Here is a 20,065-nt window from a genome sequence, read left to right as displayed (position 1 = left end):
TTCAAGAACTACGACGGCGTCCTGAAGATCGACGGCGAGGTCGGCAACAAGAAGGTCTACGACCCGCGCTCGTACCTGAAGGCCGCTGAGGCCGGGATGGCCCAGCGGGTCGTCGAGGCCTGCCAGGCCCTCGGCTCGGCGGGCACGAAGGTCAAGTAGTCACGCGCGAAGGGGCCGCCACGGGTTCGTGGCGGCCCCTTCGTCGTGTTCAGACTTCCACGACTTCCAGCAGGCTCTCGAGACCGCGGAAGTCCTTCGCATTGCGGGTGTACAGCGGCAGGCCGTGCACGGAGGCGATCGCGGCGATCATCAAATCCACCTTGCGGTCGCGGGTCGCGCGCGTGACGTGGAAGGTCTCGCCGGCTTCGACCGCATCCATGATCGCGGCGGAGCCGTTGTGGAGCTCCCGCTGGCTGATGATCTTCACTCTCCATGGTAGAACCCCGGTGCTACGCGGTTACCCGCCTCGCTGACCAGCGGCGCGAAGCCGGAGCCGCCGCGGCCCACAGCGCGAACACCCCGACCAGCACCACCAACGCCGTCCAGTACGCCACCGGTGGTGCCGACTCCGTGTGCGCGTCGCCCAGGACCCACGGCCGGAACTGCGACTGCACCCACAGCGCACCGAACCCGAACGCCGTCACCAGCAACGCTCCGGCCGCCGCGCGCACGACGCCGTGGCTCATCGCGAACGCCAAGTCCACCGCCAAGCCCACGAAGAGCAGGTAGAACGGGACCGTCGACACCGGGAACCCGAGCCCCAGCAGCAGCGGCCACATCACCGACCGGTACACGACGTACGCCAACGCCACCGCCGAAGCCGACCAGCGGAACCCCAACGTGCGCCGCGCCAGGGCCAAGATCAGCGCCATCACGCCGATGCCCCACAGCGGGTACACCCACTCCGGGATCGGCATCGTGAAGTGCAGGATCGCCGCGCGGTCGACCGGGTGGCCGATCTGGTTCGCCGCGAACGTCAGCAGCGACGGCTCCGCCTCCGGGGCCCCTCGCTCCCACGCGCGCAGGCCCAGGATGCCGTACTCCTGCTGGCCGTTCGGGAAGAACGTGTTCTCCAGGAAGAACGCCCACAGCGCGAGCAGCACGCCGGTCCGGAAGCGGCCCGGCGGGGACAGCCGCAGCCAGCCCAGCAGGACGCCCGCCTGCATGATGCCCGTGCCCAGGTACAACATCATGTGGGACGGGCTCCACGCGGTCAGGTCCAGGCCGTTGACGCGGTGGTTGATCACGTCCAGCGGGGCCGCCACCAGGAACGTCAGCAGGCCGATCTGCATCAGCCGCAGGGACGTCTTGTCGGCGCCGAGGCCCGTGTAGCTGTGGATCGCCACCAGCACGACGATGATCACCGTGCCGACGGTGTTGATCAGGTGCGGGGGCGCCAGGTCGTCGCGCAGCCACATGAAGTGCCACGACATGTCCCACGACGAGCCCAGCAGCTTGAACGCGAACGCCGCCAGCCACATCCCGTAGCAGAACCGGAGCACCCAGTCCGGCGTCGGCTGCCCGGGGGCGCCGCGGTGCCAGTGCCGCGTGAAGAACAGCCGCGTCTTGCCGATGGGGCTGCGCGGGATCACGTCCACGGGGACGTCGACTGCCTTGGCCATGCCGGACATCATGGCCGGTCATGGTCACGAGCGGGTCAGGACCGTGGCGAAAGACGCCAAAATCGGGATTCCCCCTGCCTTCTTCCCCACCGCCACCCTCAACGGAGGCGCTTCGCGCCCGGATTCACCCTTAGGGGTGGACGACTTGCTTCAGGCCCGCGCGGCTTGGCATGGTGTGCCGCCATGATGCCGAAACGAGTTGCGGCCGCCGTCCTGGTCGGCGCTCTGGTCCTGGCCGGCGGTGGGGTTCTCGCGAGCCTGTTCTTCTGACCCGCGTGCAGAATGGGCGGCATGACGCACAACCTGCTCGGCCCCGAGCCGACGCTGCTGCCCGAGCACACCGCCGCCCAGGCCGCGCTCGACGCCGGGACCGACCCGGCCGCCGTCGCGGCCGAACACCCCGACTACAGCGAGGCCTGGGCTTCGCTGGCCGAGAAGGCCCTGGACGCGGGCGAGACCGTCGCCGCGTACGCGTACGCCCGCACCGGCTACCACCGGGGTCTCGACCAGCTGCGCCGCGCCGGCTGGAAGGGCTTCGGCCCGGTGCCGTGGTCGCACCGCCCGAACCAGGGGTTCCTGCGCGCCCTCGCCGTCCTCGGCAAGGCCGCCGGGAAGATCGGCGAGACCGAGGAGTACGACCGCTGCCGGACGTTCCTCGCCGACTCCGACCCCGCGGCCGCGGAAGCCACCGGCCTGAAGTGACGCCGCGGGCCCGGGACCGCGCGGTCCCGGGCCCTTCCGGCCTCAGAACCAGCCGCAGTCGACCGGCGCCGGCAGGCCGGCGAAGCGGCCCTCCAGCCACGCGAACGCCTCCGGGAACGCCCGCACCGCGGTGAGCACGTGCGTGGGCACCAGCGACGTGCTGAACTGCACCTGCACGCCCTTGCCGCACCACGTCCGGCCCAGGTCGCGGTCCTGCGCGTAGGGCACGATGTCGTCGAGCGCGCTGTGGACGATCAGCACCGGCACCGACGGCTTCAGCGTCCCGATCTTCTGCTCCGCCACCCGCGACGCGTACGGCTCTTCGCCGAGGTACGCGGTGAGCGAGCGGCCGTCGTTCGTCAGCGTCGACGACTGAGTGAACGCGTGCGCCGCGATCGCCTCCACCGTGCACTCGGTGCGGACCTGCTCGAACAGCTGCTTGCCGCGCGCGTTGAGCAGCGCCGGGATGTTCAGCTCCGGGTACGCGTAGTTCATGCTCACCAGCGCGAAGCCGAGGAAGCCGACCGCGTAGTGGCCGTCGAGGTTCTTGGCCACCGAAGCCAGGTCGGCCGGCACCGCGCCCGCGTACGCGCCCTTCAGCTTCAGCTCGGGTGCGTAGCTCGGCTGCAGCTCCGCCGCCGCGGCCGACGCGCCGCCGCCCTGGGAGTAGCCCGCGATCGCGACCGGGCCGTCGTCCGGCAGCCCCGCTTCCGGCAGCCGCTGGGCCGCGCGGATCGCGTCGAGCACCGCGTGCCCTTCGGACGCCCGGTTGACGTACGTGTGGTCGCCCGGCGTGCCGAGCCCTTCGTAGTCCGTCACGACGACGCCGTAGCCCCGCGTCAGCAGCCCGGCGATGAACGGGCCTTCGTACTCGAACCCGGCGGTAAGCGCTTTCGACGGCGCGCAGTCGTCGCCCTCGCCCTGCGTGCCGACGGCGTAGGAGACGATCGGACGGACGCCGGCGCCGTGCCACGCCGAACGCGGGGTCAGCACCGTGCCGGTGACCGCGATCGGCGAACCGTGCGTGTCGGTGCTGCGGTACATGATCCGCTGCACGTCCGCGTCGGCCTTGATCAGCTTGACCGGGTCGATGTAGAACGTCGACGCCTCGTGCCGGATGACGTCGCCGTCGCTCCCGGCCGGCAGTGGTGAAGGGGGATCGTAGAAGGACGCGGCGGAGGCGCCGGGGGCCACGAGAGCCAGGACGGAAACCGTGGCGACCGCCGCGGACAGGGCGCGGCGAGGGAAGATACGCATGCTTGCTCCTCGTTGAGCAGGGACAGTGCGCGGGGAACACCTTTTTGGACAGAGGTGTCGGAAAAAGAATCACGTGAGGTGGACCACCATGTCAAGCCCGGCTCCGCGCGGGCGGCCGCGCAAGCTCCCGGTCGGGGAGCAGCGCGCCCGCGTCCTGCACGCGACGGCGAAGGTCGTCGCGCAGCACGGGATGCAGGGCGCGACGATCGAGCAGATCGCGCGGGAAGCCGGCGTCTCCCGCCAGGGCGTCTACGAGCAGTTCGGTGACCGCGCGACGCTGTTTTCCGAGGTCGTGGCCGTGACGGAGGAGCAGGCGTTCGCCGCCATCGCGGGCCCGTCGGTGACCGACCCGCAGCCCGGTCTGCGGGCCTGGGCCCGGGCCAACTACGCCAACATGGTCACCTTCGTCGCGGACAGCCCGGAGGCCTACGGCGTGCTTCGCGCGGCCGAGCGCGCGGGCGACCCCGCTCTCACCCGGTTGAGGGAGAGGCTGGCCGTCGTCTACGCCGGCGCCGCCCGCAAGCGGTGGGCCGCGCACGGCATCGACTCCGGCCGCGCCGACCGCGCGCTCGTCACGCTCTTCTTCGCGATGACGGAGTCACTGGTGCAGGCGACGTGGGACGGCGAGCCGCCGGACCAGGAAGCCCTGATCGACCTGCTCACCGAATTCACGGTCGGCGGCGTCGCCCGCCTCCAGACGAAGGCGAGCGACGTCATCGACCGGCTGCGCTAAGCCGCGGCTAGGGCCACTTCCGCGGACCCCACCACGCGGTTCCGCCCGCCGTGCTTGGCCGCGTACACGGCCGCGTCGGCGGACGCCATCACTTCCTCGATCGACGACCCGTCGAGCGGGTAGGCGGCGACGCCGATCGATGCCGTCTGCCGTTCGATGTCGACGAAGGCGCCCTCGTTGGTCTTCGTGCTGATGATCAGCTCGCTGACCCGTTGCCGGATCCGCTCCGCCGTCACGATGGCGTCCTCTTTGGACGTCGACGGCAGCAGCGCCACGAACTCCTCGCCGCCGAACCGGCCGACCAGGTCGTGCGCCCGCGTCTCCTGCTTGACCACGGCCGCGACCGCCTTGAGCACGTCGTCCCCCGCGAGGTGCCCGTAGGTGTCGTTGATCCGCTTGAAGTGGTCGAGGTCGATCATCATGGCGCCGAAGCTGCCCTTGTCGCGCTCGGCGCGCGAGATCTCGCGCTGCGCGCCGTCCTGCCAGGTGGTGGCGTTGAGCAGCTGCGTCTTCTGGTCGGTGGTCGCCAGCTCCTCGAGCCGCTTGACCAGCACCGACCGCTGCAGCACGTACAGCGGCAGGATGACCAGCACCGAGAGCAGCGGCTCCTGGCCGAGCACCATCACCAGCAGCCCGCCGACGCACAGGGTCGACAGTTCGAGGAGGTTGTCGTCCATGCCCCCCAGGCAGCTCTCGACGGTCGCCTCCTCCGGGTTGGCGAGGTACAGGCCGAGGCCGGTGAGAGCCGCGTTGACCAGGAAGTACACCGCCACCGCGAGCGTGACGGCCGCGACGCTCAGCCCCGTCGAGAAGTGCGTGACGAGGCCGGCCGAGCAAGCCGACAGCGTCGCGCTGGTGGCGTTCGCGGCGACCCGGTGCGGCTGGCCGGGACGGGTGCCCGACCAGCTGCGCAGCGCCAGGCCGACGTACAGGGTCACCCCGAGCAAGGTGACCAGCTGCGTCGGCAGCAGGAGCGCGGCGGGCAGCAGCCACACCGACGTCATGTTCATGTGCGGGCCGTCGCTCAAGATGCGCCGCTGGCGCTCGATCCGACGGCTGACCTCGGTCTGGGCCAGGGCGAGCGCCCCCAGCAGACCGAGGATGCCCAGGTGCTTCAGCGTGATCGTGGTGGTGACCGTGGCGACGGCCGTCCAGCCCACCAGCACTGCGATCGCCACGAGCGTGACGGCGATCCAGCGGGGCGGCCGCCGCCACAGCGCCCAGCCCGCAACACCAGAAATCACGCCTTGTCCAGACCGTTCCCCCAATGTGACCATTTTTCCCCCAAACCCTTGCGCTCGGTGGTGGTGATGAACCACTCACGGACAGTTTCAGCCCGTTTGCCGTCTGTCCACAAGGGCCTTAGGTGTGTACATTTTCCGGGACGCCGGATCGAAGGGTGGCCAGCGATGCGTTCCAGAGATCAGTGAGCCGGAGCCGCGCCGCAAGGTCGCGATGACGAAGCCAGCGTGTCGAGCGTGCTCAGGCGTGTTCGGCGCGCTGGGTCTCAAAGTCATGCCCACCTTCGCCCGCCCCTGAAAGCCGCGAGCGCCGCCACGCGAGCGCCAGCGGAGCCGTAAGTATCAATCCGGCAACGCCGAAGATGCCGACGGTCGTCTGCGCCCCGACGAGGTCCGTCAGCACGCCGCCGATGAGCGGGCTCACGCCGAGCATCGTCGTCAGTCCCGTGTTCGACAGGCCCATCGTCTGGGCGCGGTTCTCGTCCGGCACCGAGAGCGTCAGCGACGCCGTCGCCTGCAGCAGCGCGACCGAGCCGAACGCGCCGGACAGGATGAACAGGCCGATCGACACCCACGGGTTCGGCTGCGCGAAGCCGGCCAGCATGGGCACCGCGCACAGCGCGGACAACGGCCCGATCAGCTTCGGCCGCACCTCGGCGGGCACCCAGCGCGTGAAGACGAAGGTGCCGATGACGCTGCCCACCGGGTCGGCCGCGAGCAGGAGCCCGACGAGCTCGGGCCCGCCGCCCGCCGACGAGACGTACGGCGCGGCGATGCCCTCGTAGACCGGCAGCAGGCCCATCAGCCAGGTGAACAGGACGAGCGCCCGCAGCGCGGGGCTGGCGAACGCCACCCGGCCGCCGGTGCCGATCATGGCGAAGAAGGGCTTCCGCTTCTCGGCGTTCGCGGCCGGCGGCCGCGAACGCACGCCGAACCGGATGAAGGTGGCGGACAGCAGGAACGTGGCGGCGTCGAGCACCAGGGCGACGTGCGGGTCGAGCGCCAGCAGCAGCGCGCCGCCGCCGGCGAAGCCGAGCAGCTGCGCCGTCTGCACGGTCATGCTGCGCACACCCATGCCGACGACGAACCGGTCGCCCTCGAGGATCTGCGGCAGCAACGCGAGCTGCGCGGCCTTGAACGGCGGGTTCAGCAGCGAGACGCCGGCGACGAGGACGCAGACCACCCAGAACGGCAGCGACGGGATGGCGACGAGCAGGATCAGCCCGGCCCGGATGAGGTCGACGGTGACCATGACGGTCCGGCGCGAGAACCGGTCGGCGAGGCCGGTCAGGAAGATGCCGCCGAGCAGCGAAGGGGCGAAGGTCAGGGCGTAGGTGAGGCCGGTCAGCGTGGCCGAGCCGGTGGCGGTGAAGACGAGGATGGACAGCGCGACCCTGGCCAGCTGGTCCCCGGCGATCGACAGCAGTTCCCCGAACCACAGCGCGCGGAACTCGGCGATCCCGAACACCTCGCGGAACGTGACGCGATCCCGCGGAGCTGCCATGCGCTTTCTCCCGACCTCTTGTGCAGACCGTGCCCTACGCATGACCGACGGTGACAAAAGGGTCGGTCGGTCATGGGGCAGTCACGGTACGTGAGTTACCTCAGTCAGTGTCCCGTGACTGTTGGTAAATCTCTAGGTTCTTTCGCCGGTATCCAAGGTGTCACGGAGCTTTCCTGAACGGGTCAGACGATAGCCCGCAGTGTCTGGCCGGTCGCCCAGGAGTCACCAATGGATCATTCCGTACCCGATGGGCGAAGGGCCAGAGGCAAAAGTAGCCACCTCGCGTTCGCGAGGTGGCTACTTGGTTCGAGCAGGTGGCCGGTGTCAGCCGTCGACGGCCAGGGCGTCCTCCGCCGGTGTCCGGTTCACCGCCGACGCGCGCTCGGCGTCCCTTTTGGCGACTTCCTCCCGGACGATCGGGATCACGTACCGGCCGAAGTCGATCGTGTCGCCGAGCATGTCGTAGCCCCGCGCCGACAGGATCTCGACGCCCAGGTCGTAGTAGTCCAGCAACGCCTGCGCCACCGTCTCCGGCGTCCCCACCAGCGCGTTCGAGTTGCCCGCACCGCCCGTGGCCGCCGCCGTCGGGGTCCACAGGGCCCGGTCGAACCGCTCGCCCTGGGCGGCCACCGCCAGGAGCCGCTGGGAGCCCGTGTTCTCCGGCTCGGTCAGCTTGTGCCGCCGGGTCAGCGGCTGGCCGCCCTTCGTGCGGTCCTTGATGGCCCCCACCGTCGCGTACGCCTTCTCCCAGGCCAGCTCCTCGGTCGGCGCGATGATCGGGCGGAAGGCGACCTGGATCCGCGGCACGTCCGTGCGGCCCGCCGCCTTGGCGGCGGCGTTGACCGCCTCGATCTGCTCCGCCGTCTGCGCGAGCGGCTCGCCCCACAGGCAGTAGATGTCCGCTTCGGCGCCCCCGGCGGCGTACGCGGCCGGCGAGGAGCCGCCGAACGACACACCCGGACGCGGCTTCTGCACCGGCCGCACGTCGGAGACGTAGTCGGCGAAGCGGTAGTACTCGCCGTCGAAGTCGAACGGCTCGTCCGACGTCCACGCCTTCTTGATGATCTGGATGGCTTCGCGCGTGCGGGCGTAGCGCTGGTCCTTCGTCAGGTAGTCGCCTTCGCGCTGCTGCTCGTGGTCGTTGCCGCCGGTGATGAAGTGGACCGTGAGGCGGCCGTCGGAGATCTGGTCGAGCGTCGCGAACGTCTTCGCCGCGAACGTCGGGTACGAGACGTTCGGGCGGTGCGCGAGCAGGATCTGCAGCTTGTCGAGCTTCGTGGCGACGTACGCGGCCGCCTGCGCGGGGTCCGGCGAGCCGGAACCGTAGGCGAACAGCACCCGGTCCCAGCCGAAGTCCTCGTGCGCGCGGGCCAGGCGCAGCGTGTACTCCTTGTCGAACACCCCGCCGGACCGGGCGTGCGTCTCCGACCCGTCGTGCGTGCCCCCGATGCCCAGGAACTCCACCGGCATTCCGTCCACCTTCTCTCACGTCGGTAAGGCCAGAGCTACGCCTGACGTGCGGTGGGCGGCAACGGAGTCCGCAGGGTGGAACTAGCGCCGGTGCGCCTCGATCACCTCGATCGACGCGCGGACCTGCTCGAAGGTGGGCGGGGCCGCCCGGTTGAACACGACGGTCAGGGACCGGCGCGGGATGACCACGAACTCGACGTCGACCCCGGCCGCCTCCGAAGCGGCCTCGATGACGTCTCGCCAGTGCTTCGGGTCGATCCCGTCCGGATCGGCCCATTCGTGCGCGAAGATCGCCCAGTTACCCCTGAGCAGGGTGCCGACCACGTCCTGCGCGGTGTGGACGCGGTGCGGCGGACCTATCTCAGCGGCCAAGTCTTCGTCGTCGGAACAACACTGCGAAGGCCGCGGCGCCTCGGTGGACAACGGACAAATCCGCTCCTCTCGCCAACCTGCCCGGGGATTCGGCGCCGCTCGCCGGAGTGTTTGGTTTTATTCCCGGAATTCCGGAGTATGGGAAGGACGTCCGGCGTCGGACCCCGCGCGTAGCTTCGGTTAGGTGGCCGATCGCGCGCCGTTCACCCTCGCCGTCGTGGGCGCCGGACCCCGGGGGGTCGGCGTCCTCGAGCGGCTCGGCGCGAACGCGGACCTGCTGCGCGACCGGCGGCTCGAGGTGCACCTGATCGACCCGTTCCCGCCCGGGCCCGGCCGCGTGTGGCGCTACGACCAGTCGCCGCTGCTGCGGATGAACTCCATGCCCGAAGACGTCACGATGTTCACCGACGAGTCGGTGAAGATGGCGGGCCCGGTCCGGCCGGGGCCGACGCTGCTGGAGTGGGCGCGGCAGGTGCGGGACGGCGCGCTCGACGCCGAAGTCCCGCCCGACGTCGTCGCCGAGCTGACCGCCCTCGACAGCTTCGACTTCCCGACCCGGCGGCTGCAGAGCGCCTACCTGACCTGGGTCTACCGCAAGATCCTCGCCGACCTGCCCGACGGCATCGACGTCGTCGAGCACGCGGCGCGCGCGGTCGGCGTGGACGGCGACACCGTCACCCTGTCCGACGGCACGACCGTGCGCGCGGACGCCGTCGTGTTCACCGTCGGGCACCTCGACGCCGAACCTGATCACCGCGAGCGCGAGCTCGTCACGTTCGCCGCGCGGCACGGGCTCGCCTACTACCCGGCCGGCTACACCGCCGACGTCGACTACTCCGGCATCGCGCCGGGCGAAACCGTGCTGGTGCGCGGGTTCGGGCTGGCGTTCGTCGACCTGATGCTGCTGCTCACCGAGGGCCGCGGCGGCCGGTTCGAGGACCTCGAGGGCGGCGGCCTGCGCTACCACCCGAGCGGCGCCGAGCCGGTGCTGCACGTCGGCTCCCGGCGGGGCGTGCCCTACCACGCGAAGATCGGCTACCGGCTGCGCGGGAAACCGTTGCGGCTCCCCAGGTTCTTCGACGCCTACGCCATGGACGGGCTCGCCGGCCCAGCCCTCGACTTCCGCGCGGACGTCTGGCCGCTGATCGCGAAGGAACTGGCCTGGGGCTACTACAGCGAGCTGTTCACCGGGCACCCGGAGCGCGTGTGCCTGGACTTCGCCGTGTTCGCCGACGCCTTCGCCGACCTGCCGTGGGATTCACCGGGCATGTGCGACCTCGTGGCGCGGGCGGTGCCCGCCGAGGCCGACCGCCTCGACCTCGACCGCCTGGACCGGCCCCTGTCCGACCGCGAGTTCGGTACCCCGGAAGAGTTCGGCAAGGAGCTGCGCGAATACATCGAAGCCGACCTCGCGCGCCGGGCCGACCCGGAGTTCAGCGCCGACCTCGGCGCGTTTATGGCGTTGCTGTCGGTGTACGGCCAGCTGCCGGTACTGGTCCAAAAAGGACGGTTGGACGCGTCGTCGCAGGTGTCCGATATGGACGGCTGGTTCCACGGCTTCTTCTCGTACTACGCCAGCGGACCGCCGCCCCGCCGGCTGGAGGAGCTGCTGGCGCTGCACGAAGCCGGCGTGGTTTCGTTCGCCGGCGCGGAAATGCAGGTGACGACGGACGGAGGCGCGTTCGTCGCGACCAGCGCCAGCTATCCGGGCGCGGTCCGGGCGCGGACGCTCGTCGAAGCGCGGCTCCCGGGTCCGAGCGTGACCCGCGCGGCCGACGGCCTGCTCCGGCAGCTGCGTGACGCGGGTGAACTGGCCGAGGAGACCGTGGCGGACCCGGTGACCGGCGCGTTGCTGCCGTCGGGCCGGATCCACACGCGGGTGGCGGACTCCCGCCTGCTCGACGGGACGGGCCGTCCGCACCCGCACCGGTTCGCGGTGGGCCCGCACACGAGCGCCCGCTCGGCGGCGGCGTTCACGCGGCCCCGGACAAACGCGGCGAGCTTCCGCCAGAACGACGCCGTGGCGCGCGAGATCCTGGCGCTGGTCAGCCCGCCCAGCTGACGATTTCGGCCAGGACCCGCTCCGGGGGCGGCATTTCCGCGATCTCGGCCGCGATGCCCCGGGCGAGGTCACGCGGCTTCGGGTCGGTGAGCAGCTCGCGGGCCGCCGTCTCGATCGCGGGGATCCGGACTTCGTCGCCCACCAGTGCGCGGGCGAGCCCGAGGGCGGAGAGCGTCTCGGCGTTGGCGAACTGGTCGGCGCCCTGGGGCAGGACCAGCTGCGGCAACCCGGCGGCCAGCGAGCCGAGCACTGTGCCCGTGCCGCCGTGGTGCACCACCAGGCCCGCGTGCTTCAGGACTTCGGCCTGCGGCACGAACCCGGCCGCGTCCACCCGCTCCGGGAGGTCTCCGAGCAGCGCGGGATCGCCGGGGCCGAGCGCCACCAGCACGTCGACGTCGAGGTTCGACAGCGCGCGGATCGCCCCGCGCAGGACGTCCGTCGCGCCGTAGACCACGGTGCCGAGCGTCAGGTAGACGAAGCCGTCTGCCGGCAGCGGCGGCAGCGGGACGTCGGGGTCGTACGGCGTCGGGCGCATCCGGAACACCGTCGGGACGGCCGCGGTGCCGGGGTCGCGGACGCTGTCCGGCCAGACGTCGACGCACGCGTCGCCGAAGAGCGCGTCCGAGGGGAGCGTGCCCCAGAGTGGGCGCAGCCGTTCGGCGGCGACGGACAGGAGCTCCGGCGGCATCGAGCGCCCGATCACGACCGCGACGGCGGGGAGGCCCGCCCGGCGCGCCGCGATCCCGGCGCCGACGTCGCTCATCTCGTAGATGACCAGGTCGGGGCGCAGTTCGGGGAGCAGCGGCGTCAGGTCGTCGAGCAGCGACAGTGGCAGCAGCTCGGCGAACATCGTGATGCCGACGTCCATGAACCCGGCGTCCCCGCCGTGCCGCTTCTTGGCTTCGGCCTCCGCCTCGCCGATGCCGATCCCGGCGCGGTGGACCGCGAAACCCAGGTCACGCACCTTGGGCACGAAGGCTTCGCCGGTGCCGAAGACGACGTCGTGCCCGGCTGCCGCGGCCGCGTTCGCCAAGGGCAGCAAGGGAAACAGGTGGCCGTACGCCGGGCGGCACGTGAAGAGGATCCGCACCGCCCTGAGCGTACTCGTCAGCCCTTCACGACCGGAGCGATTTGCTGAGCCCACTGTTGCGGCGCCGACGTCCCGCCGGGCAGGGAGTTGAAGTACTCCCAGCCGTCGACCCCGCCGAAGTCCGCGTACTTGCTCTTGAGGCTCCGCACGGTCGACTGGAGGGTCGACATGTCCACGTACCCACTGCAGTTGGCGGGGTTGGTCACGGTCCCGGCGACGACCTTGCTCGCGGGCACGACCCCGCGGCGGATGATGTTGTCGTAGCCGGAGGTGCTGGAGAGGGAGCCCCAGCCGCAGTAGAACTGCGCGTTGAACCAGGAGATCTGCGCGCCGCGGTCGCGGTAGAGGGTGTCGTAGTTGAGGCCCGAGAGCCCGCCGCCGCCGCTGAGTTCGGTGGCGACCGGGGCGAGGGTGATCAGGAACGAACTGCCGAAGTCCGCGCGCAGGGCGTCGATCACCTTGTTGAGGGCGGCGTTCGACATGTGTTCTTCGATGTCCAGGTCGATGCCGGACAGCGAGTAGGTGCGGATGAGGTTCCGCAGCAACGGGTAGTAGGTGTCGAACTGGGTTTCGAGCCGCTGGAAGCTGCCCGCGGCGGCCCCGCCGACGAAGGCGAGGACGTGCACGCCCTGGTTGCGCAGGGTGGCGAGGTCCTGCCACATCCGCGTGAACTTGCTGGCGTTCGGCGGATCGTCGTTGAGGTGGACGACGCTGTTGGCATCGAGGTGGATGGCCCCGACGATCATGTCCGTGGCCCCGGCGCTCTGAAGCGCGAGCGGCGAGACGTAGGCGGAGCCGTTGTAGACGGTCTGGTAGTAGACGACAACCCTGCGCCCGGCGGCGGCCGAAGCCGGCACCGCACCCGAAATCATCAGCACCAAGGCCACGAAGGCCACGCCGATCCTCCGCATGGTCCAGACCATACGTCGCGGTGGGTGGTTGGGGAAACACCCACCGTCGATCCTGTCTTGTTTTGTCGACTTTGGGAGGTAATCCGGGGCATGGGGCACGACTTTCAACGCGGTACGGCGCGCTGACCAGGGCATATCGTGAAAGAGGTGAACCTTCCGCATGGGGGTTCCACCGGTTCGCTGCCTTAAGGTTCCGCCACGAGCAAGGATGGTCGAGAGTGAGGTGGGCGGCTCAGGTGCGTTCAGCGAATTTCCAGTTCGGGGACAAGGTGTCCGGCATGACTCGCGCTGGGATCCGTTCGGCGTGCGGCCGTTCATGACACCGGCCGAATACCGGGTCATGGGCGGGGTTCTCGACGGATTCCGGCGTGACAACGGCTGGCCGGCCAAGAGCTGCCACTCCGTCGATGTCTGGCCGGTGATCTGCGACTACCCCACGCCGGTCCGGAAGATCGAGATCGAGCCGCAGTGGCTGCGGAAGCCCGAACCGGACCGGCCGCGTTAGCCCACTTCCTGCACGGAACGCCCGGGGATCGCGTCAAGGAGTTCCTTCGTGTACTCCGCCCGCGGGTTCTCCAGCACCTGCGCCGCCGGGCCCAGTTCCACCAACACCCCCTCCCGCATCACGCCCACCTGGTCCGCCAGCTGCCGTACCACCGCCAAGTCGTGGGAAATGAACAAGTACGACAACCCCAGCGATGACTGCAGCTCTGCCAACAGCCGCAGGATCTGGGCCTGCACCGAAACGTCCAGCGCCGACACCGGTTCGTCGCACACCACCAGGTCCGGCCGCAGCGCCAGCGCGCGGGCGATCGCCACTCGCTGGCGCTGGCCTCCCGACAGCTCCGCCGGCTTGCGGCGCGCCACCGACGCCGGCAGCGCAACCTGGTCGAGCAGCGACGAGACGCGCGTGCGCGGCAGACCGAACGCTCGCAACGGCTCCGCCACCACGTCCTCGATCGAGAACTTCGGGTTCAGCGACGCGTACGGGTTCTGGTACACGATCTGCATCCGCCGCCGCAGCCGACGCAGTTCCTCGCCACCCAGCGAAGTGATGTCCTGGCCGTCGAACGACACCGTGCCGGCCGACGGTGTCTCCAGCCGCAGGAGAAGACGGGCTGTCGTCGACTTGCCCGAGCCCGACTCGCCTACCAACGCCAGTGTCTGGCCGCGCGGGATGTCGAACGAAACGCCGTCCACGGCGCGGATACCGTCGAACGACTTCGCGAGGTCCCGCACCGAGACCAGCGGCTCAGCCAAAGGTGCGGGCGGACGCAGCGCGCTCGACAGGCTCGGCGCCGCCGCGATCAGCTGCCGCGTGTACGGGTGCGTCGGCGCGCTGACCACCGATGGACCCTCCTCGACGACCGATCCCTGCGACAGCACCACGATCCGCGACGCGCGATCAGCCGCGACACCGAGGTCGTGCGTGATCAGCAGGATCGCGGTGCCCGTTTCAAGAGCCAGTGAAGTCAGGTGGTCGAGGATGCGCCGCTGGACCGTGACGTCCAGCGCCGACGTCGGCTCGTCCGCGATGATCAGCTTCGGCCGCCCGGCCAGCGCCGATGCGATCAGCACCCGCTGCCGCAGGCCGCCCGACAACTGGTGCGGGTACTGCCGGGCGCGCAAAGACGGCTGGGGCACGCCCGCGCGCTCCAGCAACGAGATCGCCTCCAGCGACGCCGAGCGGCGGTCCGCGAGGCCGTGGATCTTCAGCACCTCCGCGACCTGGTCGCCGATCCGGTGCACCGGGTTCAGCGACACCGCCGGGTCCTGCGGCACCAGCGCGATCTCGCGCCCGCGTACCGAACGCCACTGCCGGGACGACAGCGAAAGCAGGTCGCGGCCGTCGAAGGTGATCGAGCCGCCGTCGACCCGGCCGCCGCGCGGGAGCAGGCCGATCGCCGCGTGCGCCGTCGTCGACTTGCCCGAACCCGATTCGCCGACGACGGCGACCACTTCTCCCGCGCCGACGTCGAACCCGACGTCACGCACGGCCGGCACCCCCTGGTACGACACGGCCAGGTCCGAAATCCGCAGCAGGGTCATCGGTCTCCTCCGTCCAGCGCGCGGGACAGCCGGTTCGCGGCGAGGACCACCGCCGCGACCGTCAGCCCCGGGAACGTCGTCATCCACCACGCCGTGGCCAGGAAGCTGCGGCCGCCCGCGACGAGCGAGCCCCACTCCGGCGTCGGCGGCGTCGCGCCGAAGCCCAGGAAGCTCAGTGCCGACACCTCGAGCACGGCCGTGCCGAGCGTGAGCGTCGCCAGCGCGAGCACCGGACCCGCCGCGTTCGGCAGGACGTGCCGCAGCAGCACGCCCGACCAGCGCACTCCGCTGGCGCGCGCCGCTTCGACGAACACGCCGTTGCGCACGCGAAGCACCTCCGCGCGCATGACTCGCGCGAACGACGCCAGGTTCGCGATGCCGACGGCGATCGCGACGTTCGTCGTGCCGAAGCCCAGCGCCGTGACCAGGGCCAGCGACAGCAGGATCGGCGGGATGGCCAGGAAGACGTCGACGACCCGCATGATCGCCGTGTCCACCCAGCCGCCGCGGAACCCGGCGAGCAGGCCGAGCGCCGAGCCCGCGACGAGCGCCACCAGCACGGCGATCGCGGTCGCCCGCAGCGAGAGCGACGCGCCGTGGATCACGCGCGCGTAGACGTCCCGGCCCGTTTCGTCGGTACCGAACAGGTGCCGTAGCGACGGCCCCTGCAGCCGTTCGACCGGGACGCCGGTGATCGGGTCGTACCCGGTCAGCAGCCCCGGCACGAACGCCGCGAGCAGCACGAACGCCAGCACGGCGATCGCGACCACGAGGCCCGGGCGGCGGACGACGGGGGTGGCGAGGTCAACCACGGGCCACCTCCGGTGTCCGGGCGATACGCGGGTCGAGCAGCGGGTAAAGCAGGTCGACGACCAGGTTGAGCACCACGAACACCAGCGCGGCCAGCACGATCACCGCCTGCACCACCGGGACGTCCTGCGCGGTGACGGCGGCCGCGGTGATCCGGCCGACGCCGTCGCGCGAGAACACCGTCTCGGTGATCACCGACCCGGCGACCAGGTTGCCCGCGACGACGCCGGCGATGGTCAGCGTCGGCACGGCGGCGTTGCACAGCAAGTGTCCGAAGTGGACACGCCAGCGGCTCGCGCCCTTGGCCGACGCGATCTCCGCGTACGGCTGCTCCTGCTGGGTGGCGAGGCTCTTCGCCAGCACCTGCCCGATGATCGCGCCGGTGGGCAGCGCCAGCGTGATCGCGGGCAGGATGACCGCGGCGAAGCCCTGCGTGCCCAGCGCCGGCAGCAGCCGCAGGCGGAACGAGAAGAACTGGATCAGCAGCAGCCCGACCCAGAACGGCGGCAGCGAGATCGCCAACGACGGCAGGGACAACAGCGCCTGCCGCAGCCAGCGGAACCGCGTGAATGTGCCGAGGAGCGCCGACCCGCCGCCGAACAGCACCGCGAACACCAGCGCCAGGCTCGTCACGGCGAGCGTCGGCGGCAGCGCCGTGACGACCATGTGCGTCGCGTCGTCGCCGGTCGCAACGCTGCGCCCGAAGTCGCCGTGCAACGCCGAGACCAGCCGTTTCAGGTACTGCACCGGCAGCGGTGAGTCGAGGCCGTACTCCGCGCGGGCGGCGGCGAGCTGCTCGGGCGTCGCCGCCGAACCCGCCTCCCCGCTGGCGAGCTTCGCCGAAACGGCGTCCCCCGGCAGCAGGTAGAGGATCAGGAACGACAGCGTGAACGCCGCCCACAGCACGAACACCGCCTGCCCGGCGCGGCGGAGGAGGTAGCGCCTCACGACAGCCACGCGTCGAACAGCTGCAGTCGTGACGACGCCTCGAAGTCGACGGCGTGCGCCTGGGAGCCGAGCGCGACGACCTGGGTCAGCTCGAACACCGGGACCGCGTACGCGTGGTCGATGATGAGCTTCTGGACCTCGTCGGCGGACGGCTTGCGCTTGGCGGTGTCCACAGTGGACGACTGGGCGTCCAGCGCGACGTCCAGCGGGTTGCCCGGCGTGAGCTTGCTGCGGTTGCCGGCCTTGGTGGAGAACTGGCTGCGCAGGATGTCCGGGTCGGCGCGGGTGACGTTGTACCAGAGGAAGTCGTAGCCGCCGGACAGCTGGATCTGCGTGGTCTCGGCCGTCGTGTGCTGCTCGATCCGCAGGTCGAAGCCGATCTTGCGGAGCTGCTGCTGGATGAGTTCCAGCACGCTGCGGTTCTGGTTGAACACCGGGGAGAACACGACGGACGCGCTCAGCCGCTGCCCGTTCTTGACGCGGATCCCGTCGGGACCGGGCACCCAGCCGGCGCCGTCCAGCAGCGCCGCCGCGCCCTTCTGGTCGTACGCGAGCTGCTGCGAAAGGTCGCTGACCAGCGGCGTCGCCGAGCCGAGGATGCTCGTGGCGGCCTTGTAGCTCGGCGTCAGCACGGTGTTCACGACCTCGGCGCGGTCGATGCCCTTGAGCACGGCCTGGCGCACCTTTTCGTCGGTGAGCACGCCGCGGGTGGTGTTGGCGTGCAGGTTGAACACGACGCCGGGGTTGGGCCGGATGTTCTCGCTGAAGCCGTTGCCCTTGAACTGCGGCTCGTCGACCGGCTGGATGTCGGTGGCCGCGTCGAGCTGGCCGGAGGCGAGGCTGCCGGTGCGGACGCCGGGCTCGGGCACGATCTTGTAGTCGATCTTGTCGAGGTAGGCCTCACCCTGGTGCTTGAACAGCGACGAGCCCCAGGTGTAGCCCTTGCGCTTGGCGAGGACGATTTCCTGGTTCTGCTTCAGGCTTTCGAAGACGAACGGCCCGGAGCCGATCAGGCTGTTGCCCTGGCAGCGCTGCTCAGGCGTCTTCTGGAACGCCGCGGGCGCGAGGAGGCCGAGCGACATCGTCGAGCTGGCCTGCAGGAACTGCGCGCTGGGCGCGGAGAAGTCGAGGCGGACGGTCCGCGGGTCGACGACCGTCGACGCCTTGTACGCGGCCAGGTAGCCGTAGCCGAGCTGGGCTTTCGTGCCGAGGGCCTTGATGGCGTCGAAGCTGGTCTTCACGGCGGCGGCGTCGACCGGGCTGCCGTCGGAGAAGGTCGCGCCGGCGCGCAGGTGGAAGGTGAACGCCGTCGAATCGGCGTTGATCTCCCACTTTTCGGCCAGCCACGGCTTGATCTCGCCGGTCTTCGGGTCCTGGTCGGTGAGCGAGTCGACGAGCTGGCGCCCGACGTTGATGGACGCGTTCGTGGCGGCCTGCTGCGGGTCGATGCAGTCCGGCGCGGACGAGATGCCCAGGCGCAGCGTGCCACCGGGTTTCGGCGGACCGGACGCGGCTTGTTCGGTGCCCGCGGCGGCGCAGGCGGTGAGCAGAACGGGCAGGACGAGCAGGGCCGCGGCGTTGCGGGCACGGGGAAGCAGGGACACCGGACGGCCTCCAGCGGGGAGCGGTTGCGTCTTCAACCAGCGACGCTAACCACGCGCTGAAGGCCGTCTCAGCAGGCGAACCGCGATCTCAATCCCTGACACCGCAAAGATTCGTCCTTGACAGCTCTCAGCAGCGGCCGAGCATGTCCGTCAGAGCCGACTTCTCCGCGGTGTTGATCGTCAGCTTGAACTTGTACTTCACCGCGACCCACATCTTCGCGTAGGTGCACCAGTAGCTCGTGAGCGGCGGCTTCCACTGGTCGGGCGACTTGTCGCCCTTGTCCTGGTTGACGTTGTCCGTCACGGCGATCAGCTGCGGGTCGGTGAGGTCGTTCGCGTACGCCTGGCGCTGCGCGGTCGTCCACGACGACGCGCCGGTGCGCCACGCGTCGGCCAGCGGCACGACGTGGTCGATGTCCACATCGGACGCGGCGGTCCAGGTCGCGCCGTCGTACGGGCTCTTCCAGCTGCCGGCGGTCGCCGCGCAGCTGGAGTCGGTGACCACGTTCGTGCCGTCGCGCTTGAGCACCACTTCACGGGTGTTGCAGCTGTTGCCCTGGTCGATCCAGTGCGGGAACTTGTCCCGGCTGTAGCCGGTCTGCGAACCGTCGGCCTTGACGGTCAGGAACGCGAGCTCGCTCTTCGCCGTGGTCGCCGACGGGACGCCCGGCGGGGTGGCCTCGGCGACGCTGACCAGCGTCCCGGAGAGCACGGCGGTGGCCACGAGAATGGTGAGCGAACGACGAACAGCACGCCTGGTTGGCATTTTGCTGCCTCCGGTTCAGGTGTGGGGACAGCTAACCCTGATACACCGGAGTGGCGTGTGCAACACGTATAGGTGACATGATGCCGCGACTGGGTTAACTCCTAGTGACTTCGTTGTCGCGACTGGTCGCAGGAATACCCAAGTTTTCGGGCGTGAGCTGGGAATTCGGAGCTGAACCCCGCCCGTTTCGCGGCGACGACCACTGAAGGTCTTTCACGTTGAAGTAGGTGTTTCCCTCGAACCGCGGGCCGGGCGGGTCGCTCACCCGCCCGGCCCGCGTCTGCCCAGGTCAGCCGATCCCCAGCACCGACTTGGCCGTCGTCCAGTCGGTGAGCATGGCGTGCTGCGCGGCCGCCAGGGTGGCCCGGTTCGTGCACACGGCCTTCTTCACCGCGTTTTCCACGCTGTCCTTCGAATAGGAGTTCTCGCTCCCCGAGTGTGGTTCCGGCCAAAGGTTCTTCGGGTCCTTCGGCGCGCCCCCCAGTTCGAGCGGAAGGAAATGGTCTTCTTCGTAGTCGGAAAGGCTCGTGTCCGAATACCCGTAGTCCGCGATTCCTTGGGTCTTCAATTTGTTGGTGTAGGAGGTCGACGGCCGGATGGTCGCGGTCCAGCCCGACACGCAAATGGTCGAGCCGATCGTCGACTGCGTGACGTCCGGGTTCAGCGCGCCGGGCGTGCAGGCCGGGTCCGGCAGCGGCAAGTCGGCCTGTGAGCAGGTCGCTTCCGTCGTCGCGGGGCTCGCGTCGGCAACGCCGGCGAGGCCGCCGGACAAGACCGCGACAAGGGTAAAAGAACAATAAAGAGCACGAATTGTGGGCATTCGACCGCCTCCGTGTCATTGATGGGGACCGAATAACCATCAAGCACGGAAGTGGCACTAAGCAACACTTGTGGGTGACGCTCGGTTAACGCCGAGTGACACCC

19 protein-coding genes and 1 pseudogene are annotated in these 20,065 nt (G+C 70.1%); 5 read left to right on the top strand and 15 right to left on the bottom strand.

Annotated features, from left to right (window positions below; all coding sequences use genetic code 11):
- A pseudogene (locus ACZ7OH_RS15895) lies at positions 1-159 on the top strand (class II fructose-bisphosphate aldolase); the annotation flags it as partial.
- 49 nt (positions 160-208) lie between these two features.
- Here the strand turns inward: ACZ7OH_RS15895 and ACZ7OH_RS15890 are convergent.
- On the bottom strand, positions 209-427 hold the full coding sequence (locus ACZ7OH_RS15890; protein ID WP_470281439.1) for a hypothetical protein: 219 nt from the start codon (positions 425-427) through the stop codon (positions 209-211).
- A 22-nt stretch (positions 428-449) separates the two neighbouring features.
- On the bottom strand, positions 450-1,622 hold the full coding sequence (locus ACZ7OH_RS15885) for a hypothetical protein (RefSeq protein ID WP_470281438.1): 1,173 nt from the start codon (positions 1,620-1,622) through the stop codon (positions 450-452).
- Between the two features lie 291 nt (positions 1,623-1,913).
- Here ACZ7OH_RS15885 and ACZ7OH_RS15880 point away from each other — a divergent pair, with 291 nt between their 5' ends.
- Positions 1,914-2,324: a DUF3151 domain-containing protein gene (locus tag ACZ7OH_RS15880; RefSeq protein WP_400896908.1), complete on the top strand. Its 411-nt coding sequence runs from the start codon at positions 1,914-1,916 to the stop codon at positions 2,322-2,324.
- A 42-nt stretch (positions 2,325-2,366) separates the two neighbouring features.
- Here ACZ7OH_RS15880 and ACZ7OH_RS15875 read toward each other — a convergent pair whose 3' ends face one another.
- Positions 2,367-3,581 (bottom strand): lipase family protein, encoded by a 1,215-nt coding sequence (locus ACZ7OH_RS15875; protein WP_470281437.1) that lies wholly within the window; start codon positions 3,579-3,581, stop codon positions 2,367-2,369.
- Between the two features lie 88 nt (positions 3,582-3,669).
- Here ACZ7OH_RS15875 and ACZ7OH_RS15870 point away from each other — a divergent pair, with 88 nt between their 5' ends.
- The gene (locus tag ACZ7OH_RS15870; protein WP_470281436.1) at positions 3,670-4,314 is read left to right on the top strand and encodes a TetR/AcrR family transcriptional regulator; all 645 of its coding nucleotides are present in this window, start codon (positions 3,670-3,672) and stop codon (positions 4,312-4,314) included.
- Here the strand turns inward: ACZ7OH_RS15870 and ACZ7OH_RS15865 are convergent.
- The 4 genes from ACZ7OH_RS15865 to ACZ7OH_RS15850 all read right to left on the bottom strand — a co-directional run bounded on the left by ACZ7OH_RS15865 (position 4,311) and on the right by ACZ7OH_RS15850 (position 8,901).
- Complete coding sequence (locus ACZ7OH_RS15865; RefSeq protein ID WP_400897582.1) at positions 4,311-5,474, bottom strand: GGDEF domain-containing protein; 1,164 nt, start codon at positions 5,472-5,474, stop codon at positions 4,311-4,313. The genes ACZ7OH_RS15870 and ACZ7OH_RS15865 overlap by 4 nt on opposite strands.
- Before the next feature lie 322 nt (positions 5,475-5,796).
- A complete protein-coding gene (locus ACZ7OH_RS15860) occupies positions 5,797-7,059 on the bottom strand; it encodes an MFS transporter (protein WP_470281435.1) in 1,263 nt (420 codons plus the stop codon).
- A gap of 324 nt (positions 7,060-7,383) precedes the next feature.
- Complete coding sequence (locus ACZ7OH_RS15855) at positions 7,384-8,529, bottom strand: LLM class flavin-dependent oxidoreductase (RefSeq protein WP_470281434.1); 1,146 nt, start codon at positions 8,527-8,529, stop codon at positions 7,384-7,386.
- Positions 8,530-8,610: 81 nt separating this feature from the next.
- A complete protein-coding gene (locus ACZ7OH_RS15850; protein WP_470281433.1) occupies positions 8,611-8,901 on the bottom strand; it encodes a hypothetical protein in 291 nt (96 codons plus the stop codon).
- A gap of 184 nt (positions 8,902-9,085) precedes the next feature.
- On the opposite strand from ACZ7OH_RS15850, the gene ACZ7OH_RS15845 reads away from it, so the two are divergent.
- Positions 9,086-10,963, top strand: a complete 1,878-nt coding sequence (locus ACZ7OH_RS15845) for an FAD/NAD(P)-binding protein (protein ID WP_470281432.1) — start codon at positions 9,086-9,088, stop codon at positions 10,961-10,963.
- On the opposite strand, the gene ACZ7OH_RS15840 is transcribed toward ACZ7OH_RS15845, so the two are convergent.
- Both ACZ7OH_RS15840 and ACZ7OH_RS15835 read right to left on the bottom strand, forming a co-directional pair.
- The gene (locus ACZ7OH_RS15840; RefSeq protein WP_470281431.1) at positions 10,947-12,053 is read right to left on the bottom strand and encodes a glycosyltransferase; all 1,107 of its coding nucleotides are present in this window, start codon (positions 12,051-12,053) and stop codon (positions 10,947-10,949) included. The two genes, ACZ7OH_RS15845 and ACZ7OH_RS15840, sit on opposite strands and share 17 nt — an antisense overlap.
- A 17-nt stretch (positions 12,054-12,070) precedes the next feature.
- A complete protein-coding gene (locus ACZ7OH_RS15835; protein ID WP_470281430.1) occupies positions 12,071-12,964 on the bottom strand; it encodes a glycosyl hydrolase family 18 protein in 894 nt (297 codons plus the stop codon).
- 208 nt (positions 12,965-13,172) lie between these two features.
- Here ACZ7OH_RS15835 and ACZ7OH_RS15830 point away from each other — a divergent pair, with 208 nt between their 5' ends.
- Positions 13,173-13,469, top strand: a complete 297-nt coding sequence (locus ACZ7OH_RS15830) for a hypothetical protein (RefSeq protein WP_470281429.1) — start codon at positions 13,173-13,175, stop codon at positions 13,467-13,469.
- Here ACZ7OH_RS15830 and ACZ7OH_RS15825 read toward each other — a convergent pair.
- From ACZ7OH_RS15825 to ACZ7OH_RS15800, 6 genes are all read right to left on the bottom strand, one after another.
- A complete protein-coding gene (locus ACZ7OH_RS15825; protein WP_470281428.1) occupies positions 13,466-15,013 on the bottom strand; it encodes a dipeptide ABC transporter ATP-binding protein in 1,548 nt (515 codons plus the stop codon). The two genes, ACZ7OH_RS15830 and ACZ7OH_RS15825, sit on opposite strands and share 4 nt — an antisense overlap.
- Positions 15,010-15,825 carry an ABC transporter permease gene (locus ACZ7OH_RS15820; protein ID WP_470281427.1) on the bottom strand — a complete coding sequence of 272 codons (816 nt, stop codon included), beginning with the start codon at positions 15,823-15,825 and terminating at the stop codon, positions 15,010-15,012. The genes ACZ7OH_RS15825 and ACZ7OH_RS15820 overlap by 4 nt, the downstream gene beginning before the upstream one ends.
- Positions 15,818-16,771 (bottom strand): ABC transporter permease, encoded by a 954-nt coding sequence (locus ACZ7OH_RS15815; RefSeq protein WP_470281462.1) that lies wholly within the window; start codon positions 16,769-16,771, stop codon positions 15,818-15,820. Before ACZ7OH_RS15815 ends, ACZ7OH_RS15820 begins: the two co-directional genes overlap by 8 nt.
- Positions 16,768-18,375: an ABC transporter substrate-binding protein gene (locus ACZ7OH_RS15810; protein ID WP_470281426.1), complete on the bottom strand. Its 1,608-nt coding sequence runs from the start codon at positions 18,373-18,375 to the stop codon at positions 16,768-16,770. The genes ACZ7OH_RS15815 and ACZ7OH_RS15810 overlap by 4 nt, the downstream gene beginning before the upstream one ends.
- A 127-nt stretch (positions 18,376-18,502) precedes the next feature.
- Positions 18,503-19,141, bottom strand: coding sequence for an HNH endonuclease family protein (locus ACZ7OH_RS15805; RefSeq protein ID WP_470281425.1), 639 nt, complete (start codon positions 19,139-19,141; stop codon positions 18,503-18,505).
- A gap of 289 nt (positions 19,142-19,430) precedes the next feature.
- Positions 19,431-19,913: a hypothetical protein gene (locus ACZ7OH_RS15800; RefSeq protein ID WP_470281424.1), complete on the bottom strand. Its 483-nt coding sequence runs from the start codon at positions 19,911-19,913 to the stop codon at positions 19,431-19,433.
- Between the last annotated feature and the right edge of the window lie 152 nt (positions 19,914-20,065).

The organism is Amycolatopsis sp. NPDC114478 (assembly GCF_055633805.1).
The sequence above is the reverse complement of the archived record's forward strand: the minus strand, read 5'-3'. Positions and strand labels throughout refer to the sequence as shown.